This is a genomic window from Streptococcus sp. 2020WUSS084 (assembly GCF_044427445.1).
Lineage (GTDB): Bacteria > Bacillota > Bacilli > Lactobacillales > Streptococcaceae > Streptococcus > Streptococcus suis.
Map to the genome: position 1 here is coordinate 47931 of NZ_JAOTGC010000006.1, position 22347 is coordinate 70277.

Here is a 22347-nt window from a genome sequence, read left to right on the forward strand (position 1 = left end):
CGTAATGGCTACCTCGCTTCATAATGCTAAATTACAGAAAAAGGATGAATTTTATACTAGATATTCAGATATTGAAAATGAGATGAATGCTTTTTTAGAATTTAATCCTAAAGTATTTCAAAATAAAACCGTTCTATTACCTTGTGATGACCCTGAATGGAGTAATTTTACAAGATATTTTGCACAAAATTTTGAATCTTTAGGGTTGAAAAAACTCATTAGCACGAGCTTTGCGAACGACAGAAAAACAATAAAGTTTGGTCAGTTAAGTCTTTTTGAAACAGAATCACCACATTTTGATAAAGATAAAACGAACAGCAGAGGAAAGATTTTCACCCTGTCTAAAGACGGTAAATCAAAAGTAGATATTTCAAATTTAAAGTGGCAATATTTAGAGGGCGATGGGGACTTTAATAGCGATGAAGTTATTAAGTTAAGAGATGAAGCTGATGTTATTGTAACAAATCCGCCGTTTTCATTATTTAGGGAGTTCATAAAATGGATAATGGATGGTAAAAAAGAATTTGCAATTATCGGTCATCAAAATGCTATTACTTACAAAGATGTTTTTTCTTATATAAAGGATAATAAGATATGGTTAGGCAAACCTTTTAAAGGTAACGTTGGTTTTTTTATGAGTCCTTATGAGGATTTAGCTACTTCTTCACAACGAAAGAAAGATTTAATAAGGGTTTCTGGTGTGATGTGGTTTACTAATATTGAACACGGCAGGAGACATCAACCTCTTCAACTTATGACTGAAGCGGATAATCTAAAATTTAACACGAAGCTAATCAAAAAGTTGCGTGAGTTTGATACCCAAAATTACCCAAAATATTACAACTACGATGCTATTGAAGTACCTTTTACAATGGCAATACCTTCTGATTTTGACGGTTATATGGGAGTTCCTATCACATTCTTAGATAAGTTTAACCCAGAACAATTTGAAATTATCGGATTGGGAATATCTAGTTCAGGAATTGAAATTGGAGTTAGAGGTTATACTGACGAACATAGGAAATATAGGAAAGAAATCCAAAAACGTGGAACTGCCGATGGAGATTTATACTTCTTAGATAAAAATGGGTTTCCTGTTGTTCCTTATGCCAGAATTATTATCAAAAGAAAAGGGGTATAAATCATGAAAACTACTCTCAATACTGATTTGACAATAAGAAATATTTGTGAAGGTTTCATTTATAACGAATATGAAGGAAAAGGACTGTTTGGGTGGAATGGACAACTAGTCATCCAACCAGAATACCAGCGTAACTATATTTATGCTGATGGTGTCAAGGATGTCGCAGTAATTGATTCTATTTTAAAAGGTTATCCACTTGGGCTAATCTATTTTGTTAAAACAAAAGACGGAATGTACGAAGTTTTAGATGGACAACAGAGAATTACTAGCTTTGGTCGTTTCGTAACGAATAAATTTGCTTTGACAGATAAAGATGGTATTCCGTACTACTTCAGTAGTTTAGCAGAAGATTTGCAAGAAAAAATTATGAATACCAAATTGACTATTTATGTTTGTGAAGGAGAAGAAAGTGAAATCAAGGAATGGTTTAAGACTATCAATATAGCAGGAGTATCACTTAATGAGCAGGAGCTACTGAATGCTATCTATTCTGGACAATTCGTGACATTAGCCAGAGAAGAGTTCAGCAATTCAAGTAATGCGAATATTAGCAAATGGTCAACTTATATAAAAGCAGAGGTCAATAGACAAGGTTACTTAAACAAAGCCTTAGAATGGGTATCGAATGGAGAAATAGAGCATTATATGAGTGTACATCGTAAAGATGATAACATTATAGAACTGAAAAGGTATTTCTCATCAGTCATTGAATGGATAAATGGCTTATTCAGCTCAATAGACCCTCAAATGAAAAAAGTGGATTGGGGTAAACTTTATAGGCGGTATCATGCTAAATCATATAACATTCAGGAACTAAATAGGGATGTAGAAAGTTTGTTATTAGACGGCTTTGTTGGAAGCAAAAAGGACATTTATGAGTATCTACTTGGGGGAAAGCAAGATACAAAATTATTGAATATCCGTGTGTTTCCTGAAACAGTCAAACAAGAAATTTACAAGATTCAAACTGAAGAGGCTAAAGCTAAACATCTATCAAACTGCCCATTATGTGCCTTGGGAACAAACAATAATAAAACTAGAATATGGAAAATTACCGAAATGGATGCTGACCATGTTAAAGCATGGAGCAAAGGTGGTAGCACAGATAAGTCAAATTGTGAAATGCTCTGTAAAACACACAACAGAGCAAAAGGAAATAAGTAGCATAAAAGACGATTTCCTAATTTGGAAGTCGTCTTTCTTGATGTTGTCGAAATACTACATATTGTGGGTAGTGTAAACAGATATATAGTTCCCATCGAGGAATTATCTTTTTATTTTTTGTTCACATATAGTATAATAATATAAACAAAAGAGAAAAGGAGACCGATATGATTCACTTGATTTGTCCCAATCCAGCTCTGGACCGTACGCTACTTGTTGAAAAAATTGAAAAGAATATTCCCCTGAGACCGACGGAAGTGAGGGATTATCCTGGTGGAAAAAGCTTCAACGTGGTCTATGCCCTCCGTGAAAACGGTGTGACAGACTACATCATTCATACTATTTTGGGTGGTCAGATTGGTCGCTATATCCAGGAGCTTAATGCTAATGGTGGCAATACCCTGCGCGTGGTTGAAAATAGCCAGAATACTCGGACGTGTAATATCTATGTTGAAACCAGTACAGGCGATGTAGTACTATTTTATGAAAAAGGTTTTGAACTAACAGAGGATTTGCTCAACCAATTCACTCAGCAGATTGAAAATAGCCTGCAAGCTGGCGACATCCTAGTCTTTTCAGGCAGTCTGATGAAGGGGATGCCGGATGACTATATTCAGCAGTTTATTGAAAAATACCCAGAGGTGCTGACCATAGTGGACACCAGTGGACCAGCTCTACGTACGGCTTATCAAGCTAGACCAGCCCTTATCAAAATCAATAATGAAGAGCTGAAAGATATTTATCCAGAGCTGGATGAAGAAAGTCCTGAGGATATTTTACGAATACTGAAAGATGTAACCCCTCATGAGAATATCATCATTACCATGGGAGACAAGGGTAGTCTAGCTAAGATTGGTCAGCGCTTCTTCCGTATCCAGTCTCCAAAGAAAGAAACGCGTAATCCGATTGCCGCAGGGGATTTCTACCTGGGCTTGCTAGTCAAAGGAATCAGTCAAGGTCAAGCCCCAGAAATCTTTTTGAAAGAAGCGGCAGCCTTTGCAACGGCCAATTGTTTGAATTATTTTCCAGAGGTTGAAGCAGAGCAGTTTGAAGCGATTGTAGATACAATATTACTAGAGGAACTGTAGTATTGTATCCCTTTACTCATCGTGCTATAATGGCAAGGAGAAATAAGGTGAGATGGGGGGGATAGTAGTGGAACAGTTGATGGTTCTTTACCAAAATTTAAAACGGCGATATGGTGAATTTCACTGGTGGAACGATGAAAATCCTATAAAGGATTTGGTATCTATGATTCTTATTCAGCAAACAACGGAAGCAAATGCCAAGCGTGCTTTAGAACAGTTGGAGGGACGGTTGACGATTCATTCGCTTTTAGAGATGCCTGTGGAGGATTTACAAGAATGCATTCGCCCAGCAGGATTCTTCAAGCAAAAATCACTCTACATTCGGTCAGTGGTTGAGTGGGCCAATCAGTTCGATGGAGATTTTTCTCGTCTAGATAATGTTGAGACAGCAGTACTCCGAGAAGAGCTGCTGAGCTTGAAGGGGGTTGGCAATGAAACTGCGGATGTTATTTTGCTCTATTTGTGTCGAAGAAGTGTTTTTGTGGCGGATCAATATGCTCTTCGACTATTTAATCGGTTAGGACTTAGTCAGTCTAAGGATTATTTGAGTTTGAGACAGGAATTTACAGAGCAGATAAAAGATTGGTCGGTAAAAGACGCTCAGGAGCTTCATGCACTGATTGATGAACATGGCAAGCAATTCAGATTAACAAAGGGGCAGCTTGATGAATCATGGTTGATGATATAGTCCATTAGTGTATCTTTTATTACTACGAAGAGCGAGGAAGCCTTATTTCCGAGTTCAAACGCTCCACTGGACTGTTGAAGTAGCCAGCATATCGTTGCCTTGTACTAATAAGCAAACGAAACGACTATAGAAGAGTAAAACCAGCAAATCTACTGACTTGCTGGTTTTTATGCTTTAAAAAACTCTTCAATATCTGCCTGATCTATGCCAATCATGGGGTCGATGGTTAGCAGGTTGTCCACAGTCAGAATATATTCTCTGGGTTGTCCACTTGTTTTTTTTGGCTGGTCTTGGTCAAGAAGGGATAGTTGCTGGCTGTTTTCTGTTACTGGCTCTGTTTGTTTTGGCTTACCCGATTGGGCAGGGGGCTGGGTTTGCGTGGCTGTAGCTGTTTTGCTTTCGTTGTTTTCTGTCAGGCTTTCCTTGCTGTCCTGCTCTGCCATTTCCCCTTGGAAACGTGGGACCAGATAGGTTTTGCGGAGGGTTCCGGCGTTTTTGACGGCGTAGTCAAAGGCGGAGATTTCGCCTAGGAGGATGAGCTTGCTCTTGGAGCGGGTGATGGCGGTGTAGACCAGGTTGCGCTGGAGCATGCGGTGGCTGGTGCGGGTAATGGGAAGGATGACCACCTGGAACTCACTACCTTGGGACTTGTGGATGGACATGGCATAGGCCAGGGTAATCTTGTACCACTCATTGCGAGGGTAGGTGACCTCGCTACCGTCGAAGTTGATAGTAATCTCGTCCTGCTTGGAGTCGGTGTACTTGGCAGGCAGGAGGTCGGTGATGTAGCCCAAATCACCATTGAAGACATTGGCCTCAGCATCGTTGACTAGGTGGATGACTCGGTCGCCTTGGCGGAAGGCCTGCTCGTTGTGGAGGAATTCCAGCTCTCCGTCTTCTAGGGGATTGAGCAGGGCCTGGGTCATGTTGTTGAGTTGGTCAATGCCTGCGGCACCACGGTACATGGGAGCGAGGATTTGTACCTCGTTTGCAGGGATACCTGACTTGATAGCTGCGCCGACAATGCGTTCAATCAGAGCTGGAATTTGTTCGTTTTGCGCTTCAAAATAGGAGCGGTCAGCCTTTTTCTCACGGAAATCGCTAGGTAGAGCTCCTTGGCGGATTTGGCTGGCTAGGGTAACAATGGTCGAATCATCGGATTGACGGTAGATGCGTTCTAGAGTGATGCTGGGTAGCTTGTCGATTTTCAAGAGGTCAGCTAGGACCTGACCGGGACTGACAGAAGGTAATTGCTCCGCATCGCCGACAATCAGAACTTGGGTCTGGGAGGAGATGTTCTGGAAGAGCTGGTTTGCCAACCAAGTATCTACCATAGAAAACTCATCCACGATGATAAAGTCGGCATCCAAATAATCATCACGGTAGGATTCTTCCTGTCCTTCTACCAGACCGAGATGGCGGTGGATGGTGGCGGAAGGCAGGCCTGTCAATTCATTCATTCGTCTGGCTGCTCGTCCAGTTGGAGCGGCTAGGAGGACAGGGCATTCTTCTCGGTTGCGCGTCAGGTCAATCTTATGCAAGATGGCATAGACCGCGATAATACCGTTGATAACCGTTGTCTTTCCAGTTCCTGGTCCGCCTGTCAGAATGAATAGTGGATTGGTAATGGCTTGGACAATGGCTTCTTTTTGAATGTCATCGTAGGTAAGGGAGGACATACTTTCCAGCTCTGCTATGGCAGCCTCAACGTCTGCGCGTGGGAAGGGCTTGAAGCCATTTTTTCCCATCAGGCGGGTCAAGTTTTTATGGATACCATGTTCGGCAAAGTAGAGGCTGTTGTCAAAAATCTTTGTGCCTTCTTGCTGTACCTTGTCGTCTGCAATCAGTCCCGTCAACTCGTGGGCAACAGCAGCGGGGTCCAGTTCTGTATGGCGGGATTTTTCCAGCAGTTCAAGAGTTGCTTCCAGCAAGTCTCTGGCCTCCACATAGGTATCGCCTGTTTCCATGGAGCGATGAATGAGGCTAAAGAGCATACCTGCCCGAAAGCGTTGGGGGGAATCGCTGGCAATTCCCAGGTTTTCCGCAATCCTATCGGCAATGGTGAAGCCGAGGCCCTGGACATCTTCGACCAGTTGATAGGGATTTTCTTCAATAATCTGAAGTGTTTTTTCCTTATACTGGTCTTGGATTTGAAAGGCCAATTTATTGGGAATGCCATACTCGGCTAGTTTTGCCAAGATTAGCTCGGTTCCATAATTGAGGCGGAGTTTCTCCACAAATGCCTGCATGTTCTTGCTGGATAGGCCTGTGATTTGGGTTAGTTTTTCAGGTTCAGCTAAAATCTTATCAATGGTATCCTCGCCATAGAGCTCAACGATTTTTTCAGCTGTTTTACGTCCAATTCCCTTGAAATGGTCGCTGGAGAAATACTTGACAAGTCCGGCAGAAGTGGGCTTGCTGCGTTCGTAACGCGAAATTTGCAGCTGCTGACCATACTTGGGATGGGTGACCAGATTGCCATAGAAACGATAGTCTTCTCCTTCAATGACATCGGCAATCGTTCCGGTCACAATAATTTCGTAGTCATCATAGTCTGCGTCTGTCTCCTCAATTTCAAGGAGAAGGATTTTATAAAAATTACTAGGATTTTCAAAAATAATCCGGTCAATAGTACCGGTAAAATAAACTTCATTCATAGAAAATAGTTCCTAAAATAGTGAAAAAAGAAGTTTGGAACGGATTGCTCCAAACTTGTTTGTATTAATCGACAGTCCCAATACGGTTGAGAGGCCACATGCGAAAGACAACTTCTCCTTTGATGTTTTCACGGGAAAATGTTCCTACACTACGACTATCTAGTGAGACAAGGCGGTCATCTCCCATCAGGTAGTATTGTCCTTCTGGGACTGTCACGGTAAAGTCTACGTAACCATTGGCATCTTGTGTGAAAGCTTCAGCAGATTGGGCCACAGCTTGGAATTGTTTGTTGTAAGAATAGACTTCTTGAAGTTTATCTTTCTGGAATGCGGCTAGATATTCATCTAAGTAAGGCTCGTCCACTTTTTGGTCGTTAACATAGAGGACATCGTTTTCGTAGCGAATGGTGTCACCTGGCATACCAATCACACGTTTGACAATCAGTTTTTCCTTGCCGTCGTTGTCTGTCTCACTGGCTACAACAATATCAAAGCGGTCGATAGAGGTTGTTTTTAGCATGATGAGTTTTTCTTGGTGTTGAAGCGTTGGGTCCATGGAATGGCCATCGACAGATACAGGATCCCAGATAAAGTAACGACTGGCAAAAAAAGCTGTCATAAACAGTAAAAAGATGCCCCATTCAGCTAAGAAGGTGACTAGTGGTGAGCGTTTTGTTTTTTGGATTGCTCCCATATTTTTTCCTCATTTCAATAATTTTTGTGCTTTTTGCGTATTGGCAAAGTGGAGTTTGGCAGTTTGGTTGAGACCAGCCATACCATATTGTTTTAAGATGCTTGCTGCGACTTGGTCGGATTTACTGCCTGCACCAGACGGTAGATTCATCCCAACTAGTTGACCAAGCTGGACAAGATTTTCTAAAAACATAGCTCTAGCAATAATAGAAGATACTGCCACAGCCAGATACTTGCCTTCAGCCTTTTCTTCCAGAGTGACGGGGTTGGCAAATTGGTTGGCTTCCTTCTTCAAGTACTTTTGATAGTTTTGACTGGAAGTGAAGGCATCAATAACAATCTTCTCAGGCTGGACACCCTTTTGCAAGAGTAGGAAAATAGCCTGATTGTGTAGGGCGACCTTGACAGACACCGCATTGTAGCCTTGCTCGATGACTTCGTTGTATTTTTTTGGTGACAATAGCAGAGCTTGGTGGGGGATTTTCTCTTTTAAGATAGGGGCGATTTGGCAGATTTTTTGGTCTGTCATTTTCTTGGAATCATCCACACCAAGCGACTTGAGAAAGGCATGGTCTTCTGGGCGGACAAAACTAGCAACGACTGCCAAACCTCCAAAATAAGACCCGTTTCCAACCTCATCTGTACCAATCATGGGCAGGTTTTGACCAGGTATGGTCGTCTGTCCAGACTTTTCTGGCTCATAGCCCCAGAGCCCTGCTTCCTGCTCTGCCATTTCCCCCTGAAAAACGACTTTTCCAGAAGTGTAGATGGACAGGCTGGCACCGGTCAGTTTGAAAAATGCTTCTATGTAAGGATTTTTGCTGGTCTGCCGATAGCGGTCATAGTGAGCCATCATGGCTTGTTTTTGCTGGGCAGATGCCTTTAGTACAACGGTATTCATGTTCTTATTGTAACACAAATGCTAGTTAGAGTGTGCAGAAAAGGGTGGAATTTACTATAATGGTAGAAGAAAGTGAGGTACACTATGGAAGTGCAAATGAAGTATAAATGGGCGACTCTGGGAACAGGTGTCATTGCCAACGAATTGGTTCAGGCCTTGCAGGCTATGGGAGGAAATCTTTATTCGGTAGCCAACCGTACCTATGACAAGGGTGTGGAATTTGCGCAAAAATATGGCATCGAGAAAGTTTATCGAGAAATCGATGAAGTCTTTGAGGATCCTGAAGTAGACATTATCTACATTTCTACGCCTCACAATACCCATATCAATTATTTGAGAAAGGCCTTGAAAGCTGGAAAGCATGTCCTCTGTGAAAAGTCTATTACGCTTAATTCAGAAGAATTAGCAGAAGCCATTCAACTGGCAGAAGAAAATCAGGTTATCTTGGCAGAAGCCATGACCATTTTCCACATGCCAATCTATCGTCAGTTGAGCCAAGTGGTTGCCAGTGGCAAGCTTGGAGATTTGAAAATGATTCAGATGAACTTTGGTAGCTACAAGGAATACGATATGACCAACCGCTTTTTCAATAAAAACTTGGCAGGCGGTGCCCTTTTGGATATTGGTGTCTACGCTCTGTCCTTTGTACGTTGGTTTATGACGGAAAAGCCAAGCCAGGTTTTGTCCCAGGTTAAATTGGCTCCGACAGGTGTGGACGAGCAGGTAGGGATTTTGCTCAGCAATGATGCAGGAGAAATGGCGACCATCGCCCTGACCCTCCATGCCAAGCAGCCAAAACGTGGAACGATTGCCTACGACAAGGGATACATCGAACTCTACGAGTACCCACGTGGTCAGAAAGCAGTCATTACCTACACAGAAGATGGTAGCCAAGAGGTAATCGAAGCAGGCGAGACAGTCAAGGCTCTTTCTTATGAAGTGGCGGATATGGAAAAAGCTGTCGCAGGCATCGAAAACACCATGCATCTAGCCTACACCCAAGATGTCATGGAAATCATGACCCAACTCCGTAAAGAATGGGGCTTGGTTTATCCTGAAGAAATGTAGGATTTTGACTAATCCGAAAATAGAAATGAGAGTGAGTTAGTAGCCAATTGTTGGATTACTGCCTTACTCTTATTTTTTTTACTTATAGTCTTCGAAAATCCAGACGTTGTTGACTTGATTTGATGAACTTTTGTTCTATCTGCATCTGCGTCTCCGAGTCTGTTTTTGATTTTCATTGAGTATTATCTAATAATATGACAGTCAGATGACATTTATATTGATTGTGTGACAGAAAAGTCCTAAGATTACATAGTGGAGACAGTTTATTTAAAAGAACGGTTGAAGGCTTGTTTTTCAGATTTAATTTAGGTAAGATAGAACTATCTCAAAAATAAAGAAGGAATAAGATTATGAAACGTAAGAGAACAAATAAACCACAACATATGCGTCGCAAGAGAAAAACACCTATCATGAAAAACAATAAGAAGATGTTATACGCATCTTCATTGGCTCTTTCCCTCTTTAGTACAGGGATGATTTCGACAAATGTTTTAGCCATCGAATGGGCTCCACGTACTGTTTCTGAAATTAGCCCAGAAATTGTACAAGAAGAAGGAAAGATGACCTATACTGTTCAGTATGGAGATACCTTATCTGCCATCGCCTTAGCTATGAATATTGATATGGACTTGCTGGCGAAAATAAATCAAATTGCAGATGTCAACTTGATTTTCCCTGATACGGTACTGACGACGACTGTTGACCAAAACAATCAAGTGACTCAGGTTGAGATTGAAGCTCCTGTTCAGGGAAACACAAATGAGACCGTTCAGGCAACTGTTGACCTAACAACCAATCAAGTAACGGTTGAGGATACGGTTGTTCCCTTGGATCAAATTTCATCAGTTACCGACTCAGCGCCCGTAGAGGAAGTTGTAGAACAGCCTGTAGCAGAAGCACCTGTAGAGGAAGTTGTAGAGCAACCTGTAGTAGAAGCGCCTGTGGAGGAAGTTGTAGAGCAGCCTGTAGTAGAAGCACCCGTAGAGGAAGTTGTAGAACAGCCTGTAGCAGAAGCGCCTGTAGAGGAAGTTGTAGAGCAACCTGTGGTTGAGGCACCTGTAGAGGAAGTTGTAGAGCAGCCTGTAGCAGAAGCACCTGTAGAACAGCCTGTAGTTGAAACTCCACAAGTGACAGCCCTATCAACTACTACAACAAGTACAAGTGCTTATGATGTCGGTTTGCAACCTCAGGTAGCAGCTTTCCGCGCAGAAGTAGCTAATGCCTTCGGTATTACTTCTTTCTCAGGTTACCGTCCTGGTGATTCTGGCGACCATGGTAAGGGATTGGCAATTGACTTTATGGTGCCTGAGAGCTCAGCTCTAGGAGATCAAGTGGCGGCTTATGCAGTTGCAAACTTAGCTTCTAAAAATATCAACTACATCATTTGGAAACAGCGCTTCTATGCGCCGTATGACAGTATCTATGGTCCAGCCTATACATGGAATCTGATGCCAGACCGTGGTAGCATTACAGAAAACCACTACGATCATGTGCATGTATCTTTTAATTAGACTTACAAAAATAACCGTTTCAGCCTTATCTGAAACGGTTATTTCTTTATATGTAGTAATATAGTCGAATGAATTAATACTCTTCGAAAATTAAAATTATCCGTTGTCAAGAGCCTTGATGAGTGAAAAGCTCCAGTGGAGGTTTTCAGCCTGTTACCTTGAGTACGGCAAGCCGAAAGTGACGATGTATCAAAGTTAATTCAAATGACTACAAAAGAAGAAACAGCCATCTCCCCCCAGATAGCTGTTTCGTGCGCAAATCACAGTATAAAATATATTCCTAAAAGAAACCTTAAACCAAGAACTTGCCTTCACAAGTAACATACTGAGCTGTGAAGGCAGGTTCTAATTTTAGGAAAATTAAAATTGACATGTAGAGTGTTGTTTTCGGATGCTTTGTCGTTTATTTAACTTGAATCGCCAATGCTTGGTAAGGTTTGAGAATGATTTTTTTGCCTAGTTTGTTGTCAGGATAGTTGCTGATGAGGACTTGACCGTGGGCGTAGTCATCTGTCAGGTCTAGTTCAACCTCTTCTGCGAAGAAATTGTTGAGAACTAGTAGTTTTTCACCGTTCAGCAAGCGTTCAAAGGCGTAGACTTTCTGGCTATCCTTGTAGGCTGCCTTGTAATCCCCTTCTGAGATGAGGGGGAGTTCTTTTCGGAGTCGAATCAACTCTTGATAGAAGGTAAAGATTGGGCCTGTTTTTTCATTTTCAACGTTAATCGTTTGGTAGGATTTGCCAGCCTTTAGCCAAGGGGCGCCTGTTGAGAAGCCTGCATTGTCAGAAGCATCCCATTGCATCGGGGTGCGGGAATTGTCACGGGACTTGGCCTGGATAATCTTGAAGGCCTGCTCAGGTGTGTGACCTTGGTCCAAGAGCATCTGGTAGGCATTGATAGACTCCACATCGACATAGTCGTCCATGCTATCGTAGTCGGGGTCAATCATGCCGATTTCCTCGCCCATGTAAATGTAAGGCGTGCCGCGTGACAGGTGGATAGAAGCGGTCAGCATGGTTGCTCCTTCCTTGCGGAAATTCTCCACATCAACAAAGCGGTTGAGGGCACGAGGTTGGTCGTGGTTGTTGTAGAACAAGGCATTCCAGCCATTTCCAGCTGACATCTCCTCGCCCCAAGTGTGGAAGAGGCGTTTGAGTTCCTCAAAGTCAAAGTCCATAATGGTCCATTTTTGACCGTCCTTGTAGTCCACTTTCAAGTGATGGAAGTTGAAGGCCATGGACAATTCTTCCCGCTCAGGAGCTGTGTAGAGAATACAGTTTTCAATGGTGGTGGCAGACATTTCCCCAACGGTCATGAAGCCTTTTTCGCTACCAAAAGTAGCATTGTTCATCATCTTGAGGTAGTCGTGGGTAATCGGACGGTCGGTGTAGGCTGGCTTGCCATCGTTGATTGGGCAATCTTCTAGGACTTCATCCTTGCCGATAAGGTTGATAACGTCGAAGCGGAAGCCCTTGACACCCTTGTCTTTCCAGAAGTTGACCACCTTGAAGAGTTCGTCGCGAACATGCGGATTTCGCCAATTGAGGTCGGCTTGGGTCACATCAAAGAGGTGGAGGTAATATTTCCCGGTGTCGCCAAAGGGTGCCCAGGCATTGCCGCCGAACTTGGAAACCCAGTCAGTTGGCTGATCACGCAGGATAAAGAAATCCTGGTAGTATTTGTCGCCAGCTAGGGCCTTTTGGAACCATTCGTGGTCTGTCGAGCAGTGGTTGAGGACCATGTCCAACATGAATTCGATACCTAATTCTTTGCCGACAGCCACCATTTCTTCAAAGTCAGCCATGGTGCCAAAATCAGGATTGACAGCTGTATAGTCAGAAATGTCATAGCCGTTGTCCCGTTGAGGGCTTGGGTAGAAGGGATTGAGCCAAATCATATCAATGCCTAGCTCTTTTAGATATGGAAGTTTTTCAATAATCCCACGCAGGTCGCCGACACCATTTCCAGTTGTATCCTTGTAAGATTTTGGGTAGATTTGATAAACAACCTTTCGTTTGTCTATTGTCATTTTGCTCTCTCTTTCTTAATTTTTTCCTTCTTGCATAAGCAATGATAGGGAGTGGGAAAGAACTCGACTAAGTCAAAAAGAGTTCGTCTTCCCACCCCCGCACAGTTGATTAGGTCAGATTTGGAGTGTGAAACACGAACAAATCTGCCAATCAACCACTGCGCTGAGATGTTGACACGAACACTGAGAAGTGGGCCAGGGCTTTTTGCCCAGCCTCCTAGAACATTAATTCTTTGTAACTGTCAGAATAGCTTCGCCTTGCGAGATGGCACGAGGAAGATTTCCGATAACTTGAGTGTCAAAGTCAGTTTGGTTGGTCACGATAACTGGTGTTTCAGCAACAAGACCAGCAGCCTTGATGACATCGATGTCAAAGCTAATCAATTTATCACCAGCTTTTACCTTGTCACCTTGTTTGACGTGAGCTGTGAAGCCTTTGCCTTCCAATCCAACAGTATCCATACCAATGTGCATAAGGAGCTCAACTCCGTTTGCAGCAGTGATACCAACAGCATGGTTGGTTGGGAAGAGGACAGATACTTCACCATCGACTGGAGCAACCAAGACACCTTCGCTCGGGTCAATAAGGACACCTTGTCCCATGACACCTGATGCAAATACAGGGTCAGTAGCTTGTGACAATTCTTTGGCTTGACCAGTAAGTGGGCTGATCAATTCGATAGCAGCGCCAGTTTCAACAACTGCTTCAGTTGGGGCTACAACTTCTTCAACAGTTTCTTCTTTTTTTGAAAATGCACCTGTACGTTTGAAAACAGCTGTCAAAATCATTGGGACAACAATCGCAACAATCATTGTCATAAAGAATGCACCCCAGTATTCAGCCTTGATAGACAAGATACCTGGAAGACCGCCGATACCGATAGAAGCTGCTTGGATGTTGAAGGTTACAGAAAGTAAGCCAGCGATACTTGAACCAATCATAGCAGCTACGAATGGGTAAATGTATTTTACGTTGACACCAAAGAGGGCTGGCTCAGTAACACCTAAGTAGGCAGAAATAGTTGCAGGAAGTGAAACCTGAGCTTCTTTTTCATTGTGACGGTTCATGAGGAAGTAGGCAAATACTGCTGAACCTTGAGCAATGTTAGAAAGAGCAATCATTGGCCAGAGACCAGTTCCACCAGCATCCGCGATCAATTGCGTATCGATAGCGTTTGTCATGTGGTGAAGACCAGTGATAACGAACGGTGCATAGAGGGCACCGAATACCGCACCGAAGAGCCATTTCAATGGGCCAGTCAAACCTGCCAATACGATGGTTGACAACCATTGACCGATTGTCCAGCCGATAGGACCAAGGACAGTGTGAGCCAGGATAATAGCTGGAAGAAGTGATAGGAATGGTACGAAGATCATTGAGACCACTTCTGGAACAACCTTACGCCAGAAGATTTCTAGGTAAGACAGTGCCAAACCTGCAAGAAGGGCAGGGATAACTTGCGCTTGATAACCGATTGCGTTTAGCTGGAAGAAACCAAAGTTCCAGAATTTCAAAGTCCCTTCTGCTGATGAACTGGCATACTCATAAGCATTGGTCAACTGCGGAGATACCAAACAGATACCGAGGACGATACCAAGGATTTGTGAAGTTCCCATCTTACGAGATACAGACCAAGTGATACCTACTGGCAAGAAGTGGAAGATGGCTTCACCTGGCAACCAGAGGAAGTGATTGACACCATTCCAGAAAGGAGAAACCTGAACGATAGTGTTCCATACAGGGTTACCATCAGCATCGAAGACCAACTGCCCATCTTTCATAGCTTGTCCAAGCCATTCCATCTGAACACCTTCCAAGACGTTACGGAAACCGAGAATCAAACCGCCGACGATAAGGGCAGGAATGATCGGTGTGAAGATTTCCGCCAGCATGGTCATGACACGTTGGATGGCATTTTGGTTACTTTTAGCGGCTGACTTTGCAGCTTCTTTTGATACGCCTTCGATACCAGACACAGCTGTAAAGTCATTGTAGAAGATTGGTACATCGTTACCGATGATGACTTGGAATTGACCAGCGTTTGTAAAGGTTCCTTTTACTGCTGGAATATCTTCGATGACTTTTACGTTTGCTTTTTTCTCATCTGCAAGAACAAAGCGCATGCGCGTTGCACAGTGTGTTACTGCATTGACATTCTCTTTTCCGCCAATAGCTTCTAGGAGCTGTTTGGCTTCTTTTTCAAATTTTCCCATATATTTTTCCTTCTAGACGGCTTATGGAATCCGTCACCCTATATTTTTTAGACATCTCTCAAAAGTATGTCTTTTTTATAATTTGTACGGACAAATTCCTTTTGTGTTATCATTGTATCCGATTTCAAAAAATAATGCAAGCGTTTTTGCTTAGTTTTTTTAATTTTGAAATGAATTTTGTTATAATGTTGATAGTTGTATGTTATTTGACAGATGAATTTGCGAGGAAATGATGAAAAAATACCAAGAAATTTATAATGACTTAAAAGAAAAAATACGGACAAATGTTTATCCGGCAGAAAGCTCCCTACCGACAGAACAACAGCTTCAGGAACTCTATGGTGTTAGTCGTGATACGGTTCGTAAGGCGTTGGCGATTTTGACTGAGGGAGGTTTGATTCAAAAAGTGCAAGGGCGAGGTTCAATGGTCCTTAAGCAAGAAATTCTCAATTTCCCAGTTTCAGGTTTAACTTCCTATCAGGAATTGACAAATGTTCTCCAGCTTTCTACCAAGACAGATGTTGTCAGCTTAGATATGATTACCGTTAATAGTAGCCTTTCGCATTTGACAGGCTTTGAGCCGTATAGCAAGGTGTGGAAAGTTGTCCGTACACGTTCGATTGACGGCAAGGTCTCCGTTGTGGATACAGATTATCTTGCTGTCGATGTCGTGCCAGAGTTGACAACTGCTATTGCTGAAAAATCCATATACGAATACCTAGAAAATAAGTTAGGCCTTGATATTGCTTATGCACAAAAAGAGATTACGGTAGAGCCGACCAATCGAGAAGAGCGTGAGCTAATGCAATCGAAGGATGATTATTTGGTCTTGATTAAATCTCGTGTCTATCTCGGTGATACCCAGCAATTCCAATATACAGAAAGCAAGCATAAAATTGATAAATTCCGCTTTGTAGATTTTGCTCGTAGAAAGCATTCTTTATAGGAGAGATTAGCCAAATCAAGTTTTTTACGCTATAATAGATAGAAGAAGAGGTAAGATATGGCAAACTTAAATCGATATAAATTTACATTTGGCGAGAAGCAATTAACCTTGACAACTGAGCATGATAATTTATTCATGGAAGAGATTGAGCGTATTGCACAGGAAAAATACCAAGCCATCAAAGAAAAGATGCCGACGGCGGACCCTGAAACCCTCGCACTTTTGTTGGCAATCAATGCTCTATCCGTTCAACTAACGCGCGAGATGGCATTTGAACAAAAGGAACAAGAACTTGCAAGCGTCAAAGAAAAGGTCTTGAAAAAGAATGTGACCTTGATTGACTTAGATGAGCTTGAGGACAAGGTATGATTTCATTAGCAATTATTCTCATTTTGGCATGGAGTTTCTACATTGGCTACAGCCGTGGTCTAGTTCTACAGGCGTTTTATAGCATGGGAAGTATTATTGCTCTGGTGGTTGCGACGGCTACTTATAAAAAATTGGCATCCTTCCTTTATCTCTGGGTGCCATTTGCCAATGCTACTCAGGGGAGCTCCAACTATTATTTTGATGAGAAATATCTCTTTGACCTAGATATGGTATTTTATGCGGGATTGGCCTTTCTTTTGATATACGTCTTGGTTTATGCTATTGTGCGTTTCATAGGAATATTTGTCCATCTATTAGAGGCTTTTAATCCTGATACAAAAACGACCAATCTCATAAGCGGCGCCTTGGCTGTCTTGGTGACTTTTATTTCTCTTCAGATTGTCATGGTCTTGCTATCAACTATTCCGTTAGCGATGATTCAAGATAAATTGCACAGTAGTTTTCTTGCCAACATCATGATTCAGTACACACCATTCACTAGTAGCTTTTTAAAATCTCTCTGGTTGAGTAATATAGCAGGGTAAGGGAGACCTTATCCTTTTTATCGTCATTTATAATACTCTTCGAAAATCAAAATAGGACGTTGTTGATTTGATGAGTGAAAGGATCCAGTGGATCTTTTCAGCCTGTTCCCTTGAAATATAAAAGGAACAGAGTTCTATCTGCATCAGAGCGAAACGAACTACGTTCGCCTATTTCCAACCTCTAAAGGTTCCCCGAACCTTTGGAGCAAGTCTGATTTTGATTTTCATTAAGTATTAGTTGACTGTTATACTTTTAATATAAGAGACTGGGAAAGACTATATTTTTATCTTATTATTGTTTTGATAATGAGATAAAGCTAAGGAAAAAACTAAGTAGGAACATATGAATAATAAAATTATTGAAACCCTTGAATTTCACAAGGTAAGACAAAAAATTGAGCCCTATCTCTTGACGGAACAGGGCTTTGAAGAATTACGACAGTTGGAGCCCATGGTGGAAGTCCACCGTATCCAACAGGCCTTCGACGAGTTGACAGACATAGCGCAGATTTTTGTGGAAAATCCCTATTTCAGTCTGTCAGCTACTAGCGACATCGGTCCAGCCATGCGTCGTTTGGAATTGGATACAGACCTCAATATCGCTGAGCTATTAGCTGTTAAAAAGGTCTTGGAAGTTTCTAAATCTCTCTTGGATTTTTATGGAAATCTGGAAAATGTCAGCCTGAGCCAGCTGGATAAACTCTTTGAGAAGATTGAGCTTTTTCCACATTTACAAGGCTCCCTCCAGTCCATCAATGATGCTGGTTTTGTAGAGGACTTTGCTTCTGAAAAACTAGCCCGTATTCGAAGAAAAATCCGTGAAGCTGAAGAGCAAGTTCGTCAGGTCATGCAGGATATTTTGAAGACCAAGGGCGACATGCTGTCCGATAGCATTTTGGCAAGTCGTAATGGGCGAAATGTCCTTCCTGTCAAAAATACCTATCGCAATAAGATTGCAGGGGTTGTCCATGACATTTCTGCTTCTGGCTCGACTGTGTATATTGAACCGCGGGCAGTGGTGACCCTGAACGAGGAAATCAGTCACCTCCGTGCAGAAGAACGCCACGAGCTCAACCGTATCTTGCAGGAATTGTCGGATATGCTCCGTCCGCATAGTGGCGTGATTCGTAACAATGCCTGGCTTATCGGACATATTGATTTCGTCCGTGCTAAGCATCTCTTTGCGCGTGATCATCAAGCAGTTGTACCCAAACTATCTGAGAAGCAGGATATTGCCCTTCTCAACGTTCGCCATCCGCTCATTGCTGAGCCTGTACCAAATGACCTTTATTTCGGTAGTCAGTTGACGGCTATCGTGATAACAGGTCCCAACACAGGTGGTAAGACCATCATGCTTAAGACCTTGGGATTAACGCACCTTATGGCTCAGTCTGGTTTGCCTATTTTGGCTGATAAGGGCAGTCGGGTAGCTATCTTCAAAGAAATTTTTGCGGATATTGGTGATGAACAGTCGATTGAGCAGAGTTTATCAACCTTCTCCAGTCACATGACCCACACGGTGCAGATTTTAGCGGAGGCGGATCAAGATTCCCTCATTCTCTTTGACGAGTTGGGAGCTGGGACAGATCCGCAGGAGGGTGCGTCTTTGGCAATGGCTATTTTGGATGATCTTCGTCTGCGGGGGATCAAGACCATGGCAACCACCCACTATCCTGAGCTCAAGGCCTACGGGATAGAAACCTCTGGTATTGAAAATGCCAGCATGGAGTTTGATAGCAATAGCCTGCGTCCGACCTATAAGTTTATGCAGGGTGTTCCTGGTCGCTCCAATGCCTTTGAAATTGCCCGCCGTCTTGGTCTATCTGATATTATTATCCAGTCAGCCCAATCTTGGACGGATACAGATAGCGATGTGAACCGCATTATCGAGAAATTGGAAAGTCAGACGGTTGAAAGTCGTCAGCGTCTGGATAAGATTCGTGATGTGGAGCAAGAAAATTACAAGATGAACCGAGCCCTCCGCAAGCTCTATGACGAGCTCAATCGTGAGCGGGAAAATGAGCTCAACAAGGCACGTTTGGAGGCCAAGGAAATTGTAGATATGGCATTGGCAGAAAGCGAGGATATTCTCAAAAATCTCCATGCTGCAGCCAGTCTTAAGCCCCACCAGATCATCGAAGCCAAGGCAGAGCTGAAAAAGTTGGCACCTGAAGTGGTGGATTTGTCTAAGAACAAAGTCTTGAAAAAAGCCAAAATTCAGCGGGAAGCCAAGGTGGGCGATGACATTATCGTCACAGCTTATGGACAACGTGGGACCTTGACCAATCAGCTTAAAGATGGACGTTGGGAAGCTCAGGTTGGCTTGATTAAGATGACCTTGGCCAAAGATGAGTTTGAGTTAGTCAAGACGGAAAAGGCAGAGCAGCCTAAGAAACGCCAGGTTCACACAGTCAAACGTGCCAATGTACGAGGACCAAAAGCCCGCTTAGATCTCCGTGGCAAACGCTACGAAGAGGCAATGATGGAGTTGGATGAATTTATCGACCAAGCCCTTCTCAACAATCTGGCACAAGTCGACATTGTACACGGTATTGGTACAGGGGTTATCCGAGAAGGGGTGACAAAGTACCTTCGCCGAAACAAGCAAGTCAAGGAGTTCGGCTATGCCCCACAAAATGCAGGTGGCTCAGGCTGTACTATTGTGACGTTTAAATAAGGAATTAGCAAGCAAGGATAGAGTCAGTCTATTCTTGCTTTTATATTTATGCGATGTAGGGAATAGGATGGGTCAAAAGACAGTTCAAGTACTTACTAGGTTATGCTATACTATACTTATGAGGTAAGAAATACTCTTATTTGATAGGGGTTTATAAAGGAGGTCTAGAATGAAAAAAGTAATGAAGATTATTATCGGCATTTTGTTAGTAATCGGGATTGGAATAGGAGGAATTGGATATATGCAACATAAAGAACATGAAGAAATGGTCGCAATCGCTACTAGTGAAGAGGCTAGAGCTGTTTACGAAAAACACATGAAAGCGAATGACCCAAAAGCGTTAACGGCTGATGGAACTATAAAAACTTATGAAATTGACACTGAAACACTAGAGTATAATCCCATGGGAGGAATGATGGTAAGAGTTTATGTAAATGGAGATGAAGACTTTGGCTTTCATTTTAACCTTTTACAAAATGAAGATGGAAAGTTTAAGTCTGGAAGTTATGTTATCAAATCAAAATTGGCAGATTTATTAGGGAAGTAGTTCATGGTAAAAAAATATGTTAATGAAGATAATCTTCAGATTGCAATGACGGAATACAATAATTTAGGTAAGGGAGATGCTGTAATTACACAATATGATGATATAGTAGGTCGTGTCACCCTCGACTTCGACAATGAAAATGGCAATGGTGAACAGGTTTATGCTGTCGTGAAAGATCCGAATTTGCCCAAAGACCAAGTGTTGGAAGTTACGGTTCTCTTTCGAGGTTCGACTGGACCAAATGAAGTGTTGTCAAAACCTGCAGATGTGTGGAATGACTGGGTTGAAAACGATCTTTTTTTAGGTTTGCGCGTCTTTATATATAAGCATCGCATTTATGCTATACTATGAGGTAAGAAAGCGTCTTGCTTGATAGGATTTCATAAAGGAGGTCTAAGATGAAAACAGTTGTCAAAATACTAGTTGGCGTTATTGCCGCTATAGCACTTGGAATAGGAGGATTTAAGCTGATGCAAAAAATTGAGCACGACCAGATGGTAGAGATTGTGAAGAGTGAGGAAGTGAGGGAAATGGTTGAGGAGAGGTTAATTTCTTATGACGCTAAAGCGTTAACTGAAGAAGGAATAATAAGGTCCTACTCCATTGACAATGTCTCAATTCACCACAATCCAATGGGAGGGATAAATTTTTCCGTATATTTGAATAACGATGACAATCTCTATATAAATTATAGGATTGAAAAAAGAAAGGATGGCATTGTTAAGCTGGCTGGAGGCGGAAAGTCATCCGATTTAACTAAGTTATTAGGTGAAGAAGCAAATGAATAATTCAAAAATAAAAATAAATTTAACTGATTTTGATAGACAACAGGTAGCATATGAAGAATATACTCCATATTTAAAAGGTGATGAAGTTGTAATCACAAATTTTTTTGACGAGGAAGTTTCCATCGGCACAGTCCGTAAGGTACTCAAAGATGCAACAGGTTTGGATGGTTATGTGGTTGAAGAGCCTGACGGCAATGTGATAGTCTTGTTCCAAGGTTCTAAAGGTCCAGGGAAGGAAGGCTCTGCAGCAGATTGGCTGGATAATGATTTGCCTATGGCGCACAATATTATATCTAATAAGTCAGAAGTGACGCCCCAACTTCAGTCTGCATCCAGAACTCTGAACCAGGTCCTGAAGGACTACCCTAATGCTCAAATTACAGTCTACGGTCACTCGTTAGGCTCAATGAATGCTCAATATGCTCTGGCCACTGTTTCAGATATTGACCGCATTGCTGGGGCTTATATCTATAACGGACCAAATGTTTATCCTGCTTTGACGGAAGAAGAAAAAGCCAGAGTGAATGCTCTAAAATACCGTATTCATAATTACATTGATCAAAAGGATTTCGTTCCTATTGGCTATTCAGGGAAAGATGCTCCCGGCTATAAATCACCTGCAGGAACGAGTGAGGGGGCAATCGGCATAGTCTATCGTGTGGACAGCAAGACTAATCTCAATCCTATTGATCAACACGTGTGGGGTGGTTATCAATGGAACACCGATGGCAGCCTAAAAGTAAAGGAAGGTTCTTCAAAACTAGAACAACATTATTCCAATGCTCTCCACCACGTCTCGTCGGAAATGTACCACTATGCTACTTTAAAAGCAACCCTATCCCGTGGTGTCTTCAGTTCGCGTGAAACCATCTATCTGGACAGCGAACAAGCCTGCATCCTGGCTCAAGGACTGGTTAAGGTTGCGGAAACTACTCACCAAACACTCGAAAAAGAGACCACTTCCACCCTTACAGAAGTAAATGAAGTCTACAGTAGCTTAGGAAATGTCCCTTTTGGCTTCATTTTGAGTCCTGATGAAGTGAGACAGGCCTACAGCAGTGCAGGTGTTGACTATCATAGCCTGGTAGGAGATAGCACCAATCAAGTCGAGAAGTTTATCACTCGCTCCAATCAACTCAAGCAGGACTTAGTGGATTTAGAAAGTCAAATCCAAGCAGGGATCGAGCAGAAAGTAACGGAAGACCAGACGTTAGCACAGAGGATACAAGAATGGACCAATTGAAACTTGTAGCCTCTTCTTATGTATTTAAACCACTAAATTTATGCTATACTATGAGGTAAGAAAGCGTCTTACTTG

Annotated in this window: 19 protein-coding genes; 14 read left to right on the forward strand and 5 right to left on the reverse strand. The window is 42.4% G+C overall.

All coding sequences use genetic code 11. The features are described 5' to 3' along the window. Window positions 1-4: 4 nt before the first annotated feature. The 4 genes from ODU50_RS04910 (at window position 5) to ODU50_RS04925 (ending at window position 4084) form a co-directional block, all read left to right on the forward strand. On the forward strand, window positions 5-1141 hold the full coding sequence (locus tag ODU50_RS04910) for an adenine-specific methyltransferase EcoRI family protein (protein WP_024383150.1): 1137 nt from the start codon (window positions 5-7) through the stop codon (window positions 1139-1141). Between the two features lie 3 nt (window positions 1142-1144). Beyond that, complete coding sequence (locus ODU50_RS04915) at window positions 1145-2308, forward strand: DUF262 domain-containing protein (protein ID WP_024415358.1); 1164 nt, start codon at window positions 1145-1147, stop codon at window positions 2306-2308. A 167-nt stretch (window positions 2309-2475) separates the two neighbouring features. Then, window positions 2476-3396, forward strand: coding sequence for a 1-phosphofructokinase family hexose kinase (locus ODU50_RS04920; protein WP_398581341.1), 921 nt, complete (start codon window positions 2476-2478; stop codon window positions 3394-3396). A 52-nt stretch (window positions 3397-3448) separates the two neighbouring features. Continuing rightward, window positions 3449-4084 (forward strand): endonuclease III domain-containing protein, encoded by a 636-nt coding sequence (locus ODU50_RS04925; protein WP_161951483.1) that lies wholly within the window; start codon window positions 3449-3451, stop codon window positions 4082-4084. Between the two features lie 167 nt (window positions 4085-4251). Here ODU50_RS04925 and ODU50_RS04930 read toward each other — a convergent pair whose 3' ends face one another. The 3 genes from ODU50_RS04930 to rnhC all read right to left on the reverse strand — a co-directional run bounded on the left by ODU50_RS04930 (window position 4252) and on the right by rnhC (window position 8335). Beyond that, window positions 4252-6741: an ATP-dependent RecD-like DNA helicase gene (locus ODU50_RS04930; protein ID WP_105249058.1), complete on the reverse strand. Its 2490-nt coding sequence runs from the start codon at window positions 6739-6741 to the stop codon at window positions 4252-4254. 64 nt (window positions 6742-6805) lie between these two features. Beyond that, entirely contained in the window at window positions 6806-7435 is a 630-nt protein-coding gene (lepB, locus tag ODU50_RS04935) for a signal peptidase I (RefSeq protein WP_024413243.1), read from the reverse strand. Between the two features lie 9 nt (window positions 7436-7444). Further along, window positions 7445-8335 (reverse strand): ribonuclease HIII, encoded by an 891-nt coding sequence (rnhC, locus tag ODU50_RS04940; RefSeq protein ID WP_105249057.1) that lies wholly within the window; start codon window positions 8333-8335, stop codon window positions 7445-7447. Window positions 8336-8419: 84 nt separating this feature from the next. On the opposite strand from rnhC, the gene ODU50_RS04945 reads away from it, so the two are divergent. Further along, window positions 8420-9403: a Gfo/Idh/MocA family protein gene (locus ODU50_RS04945; RefSeq protein WP_105249056.1), complete on the forward strand. Its 984-nt coding sequence runs from the start codon at window positions 8420-8422 to the stop codon at window positions 9401-9403. Between the two features lie 350 nt (window positions 9404-9753). Next, window positions 9754-10914, forward strand: coding sequence for a LysM domain-containing protein (locus ODU50_RS04950; protein WP_203181244.1), 1161 nt, complete (start codon window positions 9754-9756; stop codon window positions 10912-10914). Window positions 10915-11317: 403 nt separating this feature from the next. Here ODU50_RS04950 and treC read toward each other — a convergent pair whose 3' ends face one another. Both treC and treP read right to left on the reverse strand, forming a co-directional pair. Next, window positions 11318-12943 carry an alpha,alpha-phosphotrehalase gene (treC, locus tag ODU50_RS04955; RefSeq protein ID WP_172013438.1) on the reverse strand — a complete coding sequence of 542 codons (1626 nt, stop codon included), beginning with the start codon at window positions 12941-12943 and terminating at the stop codon, window positions 11318-11320. Between the two features lie 225 nt (window positions 12944-13168). Further along, a complete protein-coding gene (treP, locus tag ODU50_RS04960; RefSeq protein WP_398581342.1) occupies window positions 13169-15157 on the reverse strand; it encodes a PTS system trehalose-specific EIIBC component in 1989 nt (662 codons plus the stop codon). A gap of 232 nt (window positions 15158-15389) precedes the next feature. On the opposite strand from treP, the gene treR reads away from it, so the two are divergent. From treR to ODU50_RS05000, 8 genes are all read left to right on the forward strand, one after another. Further along, entirely contained in the window at window positions 15390-16103 is a 714-nt protein-coding gene (gene treR / locus ODU50_RS04965; RefSeq protein WP_024402907.1) for a trehalose operon repressor, read from the forward strand. Window positions 16104-16160: 57 nt separating this feature from the next. After that, window positions 16161-16472: a hypothetical protein gene (locus ODU50_RS04970; RefSeq protein WP_002935948.1), complete on the forward strand. Its 312-nt coding sequence runs from the start codon at window positions 16161-16163 to the stop codon at window positions 16470-16472. Then, on the forward strand, window positions 16469-17017 hold the full coding sequence (locus ODU50_RS04975) for a CvpA family protein (RefSeq protein WP_002935945.1): 549 nt from the start codon (window positions 16469-16471) through the stop codon (window positions 17015-17017). The genes ODU50_RS04970 and ODU50_RS04975 overlap by 4 nt, the downstream gene beginning before the upstream one ends. 343 nt (window positions 17018-17360) lie before the next feature. Next, window positions 17361-19694, forward strand: coding sequence for an endonuclease MutS2 (locus ODU50_RS04980; protein WP_105153246.1), 2334 nt, complete (start codon window positions 17361-17363; stop codon window positions 19692-19694). A gap of 169 nt (window positions 19695-19863) precedes the next feature. Continuing rightward, window positions 19864-20241, forward strand: coding sequence for a DUF1310 family protein (locus ODU50_RS04985; protein ID WP_105153245.1), 378 nt, complete (start codon window positions 19864-19866; stop codon window positions 20239-20241). Between the two features lie 3 nt (window positions 20242-20244). Further along, window positions 20245-20592, forward strand: a complete 348-nt coding sequence (locus ODU50_RS04990; protein WP_238145634.1) for a hypothetical protein — start codon at window positions 20245-20247, stop codon at window positions 20590-20592. A gap of 47 nt (window positions 20593-20639) precedes the next feature. Further along, the gene (locus tag ODU50_RS04995; RefSeq protein ID WP_105139374.1) at window positions 20640-21029 is read left to right on the forward strand and encodes a DUF1310 family protein; all 390 of its coding nucleotides are present in this window, start codon (window positions 20640-20642) and stop codon (window positions 21027-21029) included. After that, a complete protein-coding gene (locus tag ODU50_RS05000) occupies window positions 21022-22272 on the forward strand; it encodes an Mbeg1-like protein (RefSeq protein WP_105153244.1) in 1251 nt (416 codons plus the stop codon). The genes ODU50_RS04995 and ODU50_RS05000 overlap by 8 nt, the downstream gene beginning before the upstream one ends. Window positions 22273-22347: the final 75 nt, after the last annotated feature.

Bases quoted from the DNA above. Each gene is read 5' to 3' on its own strand.
- ODU50_RS04980 (WP_105153246.1), top strand. From the start codon at position 17,361: ATGAATAATAAAATTATTGAAACCCTTGAATTTCACAAGGTAAGACAA.
- ODU50_RS05000 (WP_105153244.1), top strand. From the start codon at position 21,022: ATGAATAATTCAAAAATAAAAATAAATTTAACTGATTTTGATAGACAA.
- rnhC (WP_105249057.1), bottom strand. From the start codon at position 8,335: ATGAATACCGTTGTACTAAAGGCATCTGCCCAGCAAAAACAAGCCATG.
- ODU50_RS04930 (WP_105249058.1), bottom strand. From the start codon at position 6,741: ATGAATGAAGTTTATTTTACCGGTACTATTGACCGGATTATTTTTGAA.
- ODU50_RS04990 (WP_238145634.1), top strand. From the start codon at position 20,245: ATGGTAAAAAAATATGTTAATGAAGATAATCTTCAGATTGCAATGACG.
- ODU50_RS04920 (WP_398581341.1), top strand. From the start codon at position 2,476: ATGATTCACTTGATTTGTCCCAATCCAGCTCTGGACCGTACGCTACTT.
- ODU50_RS04975 (WP_002935945.1), top strand. From the start codon at position 16,469: ATGATTTCATTAGCAATTATTCTCATTTTGGCATGGAGTTTCTACATT.
- ODU50_RS04985 (WP_105153245.1), top strand. From the start codon at position 19,864: ATGAAAAAAGTAATGAAGATTATTATCGGCATTTTGTTAGTAATCGGG.
- treP (WP_398581342.1), bottom strand. From the start codon at position 15,157: ATGGGAAAATTTGAAAAAGAAGCCAAACAGCTCCTAGAAGCTATTGGC.
- ODU50_RS04925 (WP_161951483.1), top strand. From the start codon at position 3,449: ATGGGGGGGATAGTAGTGGAACAGTTGATGGTTCTTTACCAAAATTTA.
- lepB (WP_024413243.1), bottom strand. From the start codon at position 7,435: ATGGGAGCAATCCAAAAAACAAAACGCTCACCACTAGTCACCTTCTTA.
- treC (WP_172013438.1), bottom strand. From the start codon at position 12,943: ATGACAATAGACAAACGAAAGGTTGTTTATCAAATCTACCCAAAATCT.
- ODU50_RS04910 (WP_024383150.1), top strand. From the start codon at position 5: ATGGCTACCTCGCTTCATAATGCTAAATTACAGAAAAAGGATGAATTT.
- treR (WP_024402907.1), top strand. From the start codon at position 15,390: ATGAAAAAATACCAAGAAATTTATAATGACTTAAAAGAAAAAATACGG.
- ODU50_RS04995 (WP_105139374.1), top strand. From the start codon at position 20,640: ATGAAAACAGTTGTCAAAATACTAGTTGGCGTTATTGCCGCTATAGCA.
- ODU50_RS04970 (WP_002935948.1), top strand. From the start codon at position 16,161: ATGGCAAACTTAAATCGATATAAATTTACATTTGGCGAGAAGCAATTA.
- ODU50_RS04915 (WP_024415358.1), top strand. From the start codon at position 1,145: ATGAAAACTACTCTCAATACTGATTTGACAATAAGAAATATTTGTGAA.
- ODU50_RS04945 (WP_105249056.1), top strand. From the start codon at position 8,420: ATGGAAGTGCAAATGAAGTATAAATGGGCGACTCTGGGAACAGGTGTC.
- ODU50_RS04950 (WP_203181244.1), top strand. From the start codon at position 9,754: ATGAAACGTAAGAGAACAAATAAACCACAACATATGCGTCGCAAGAGA.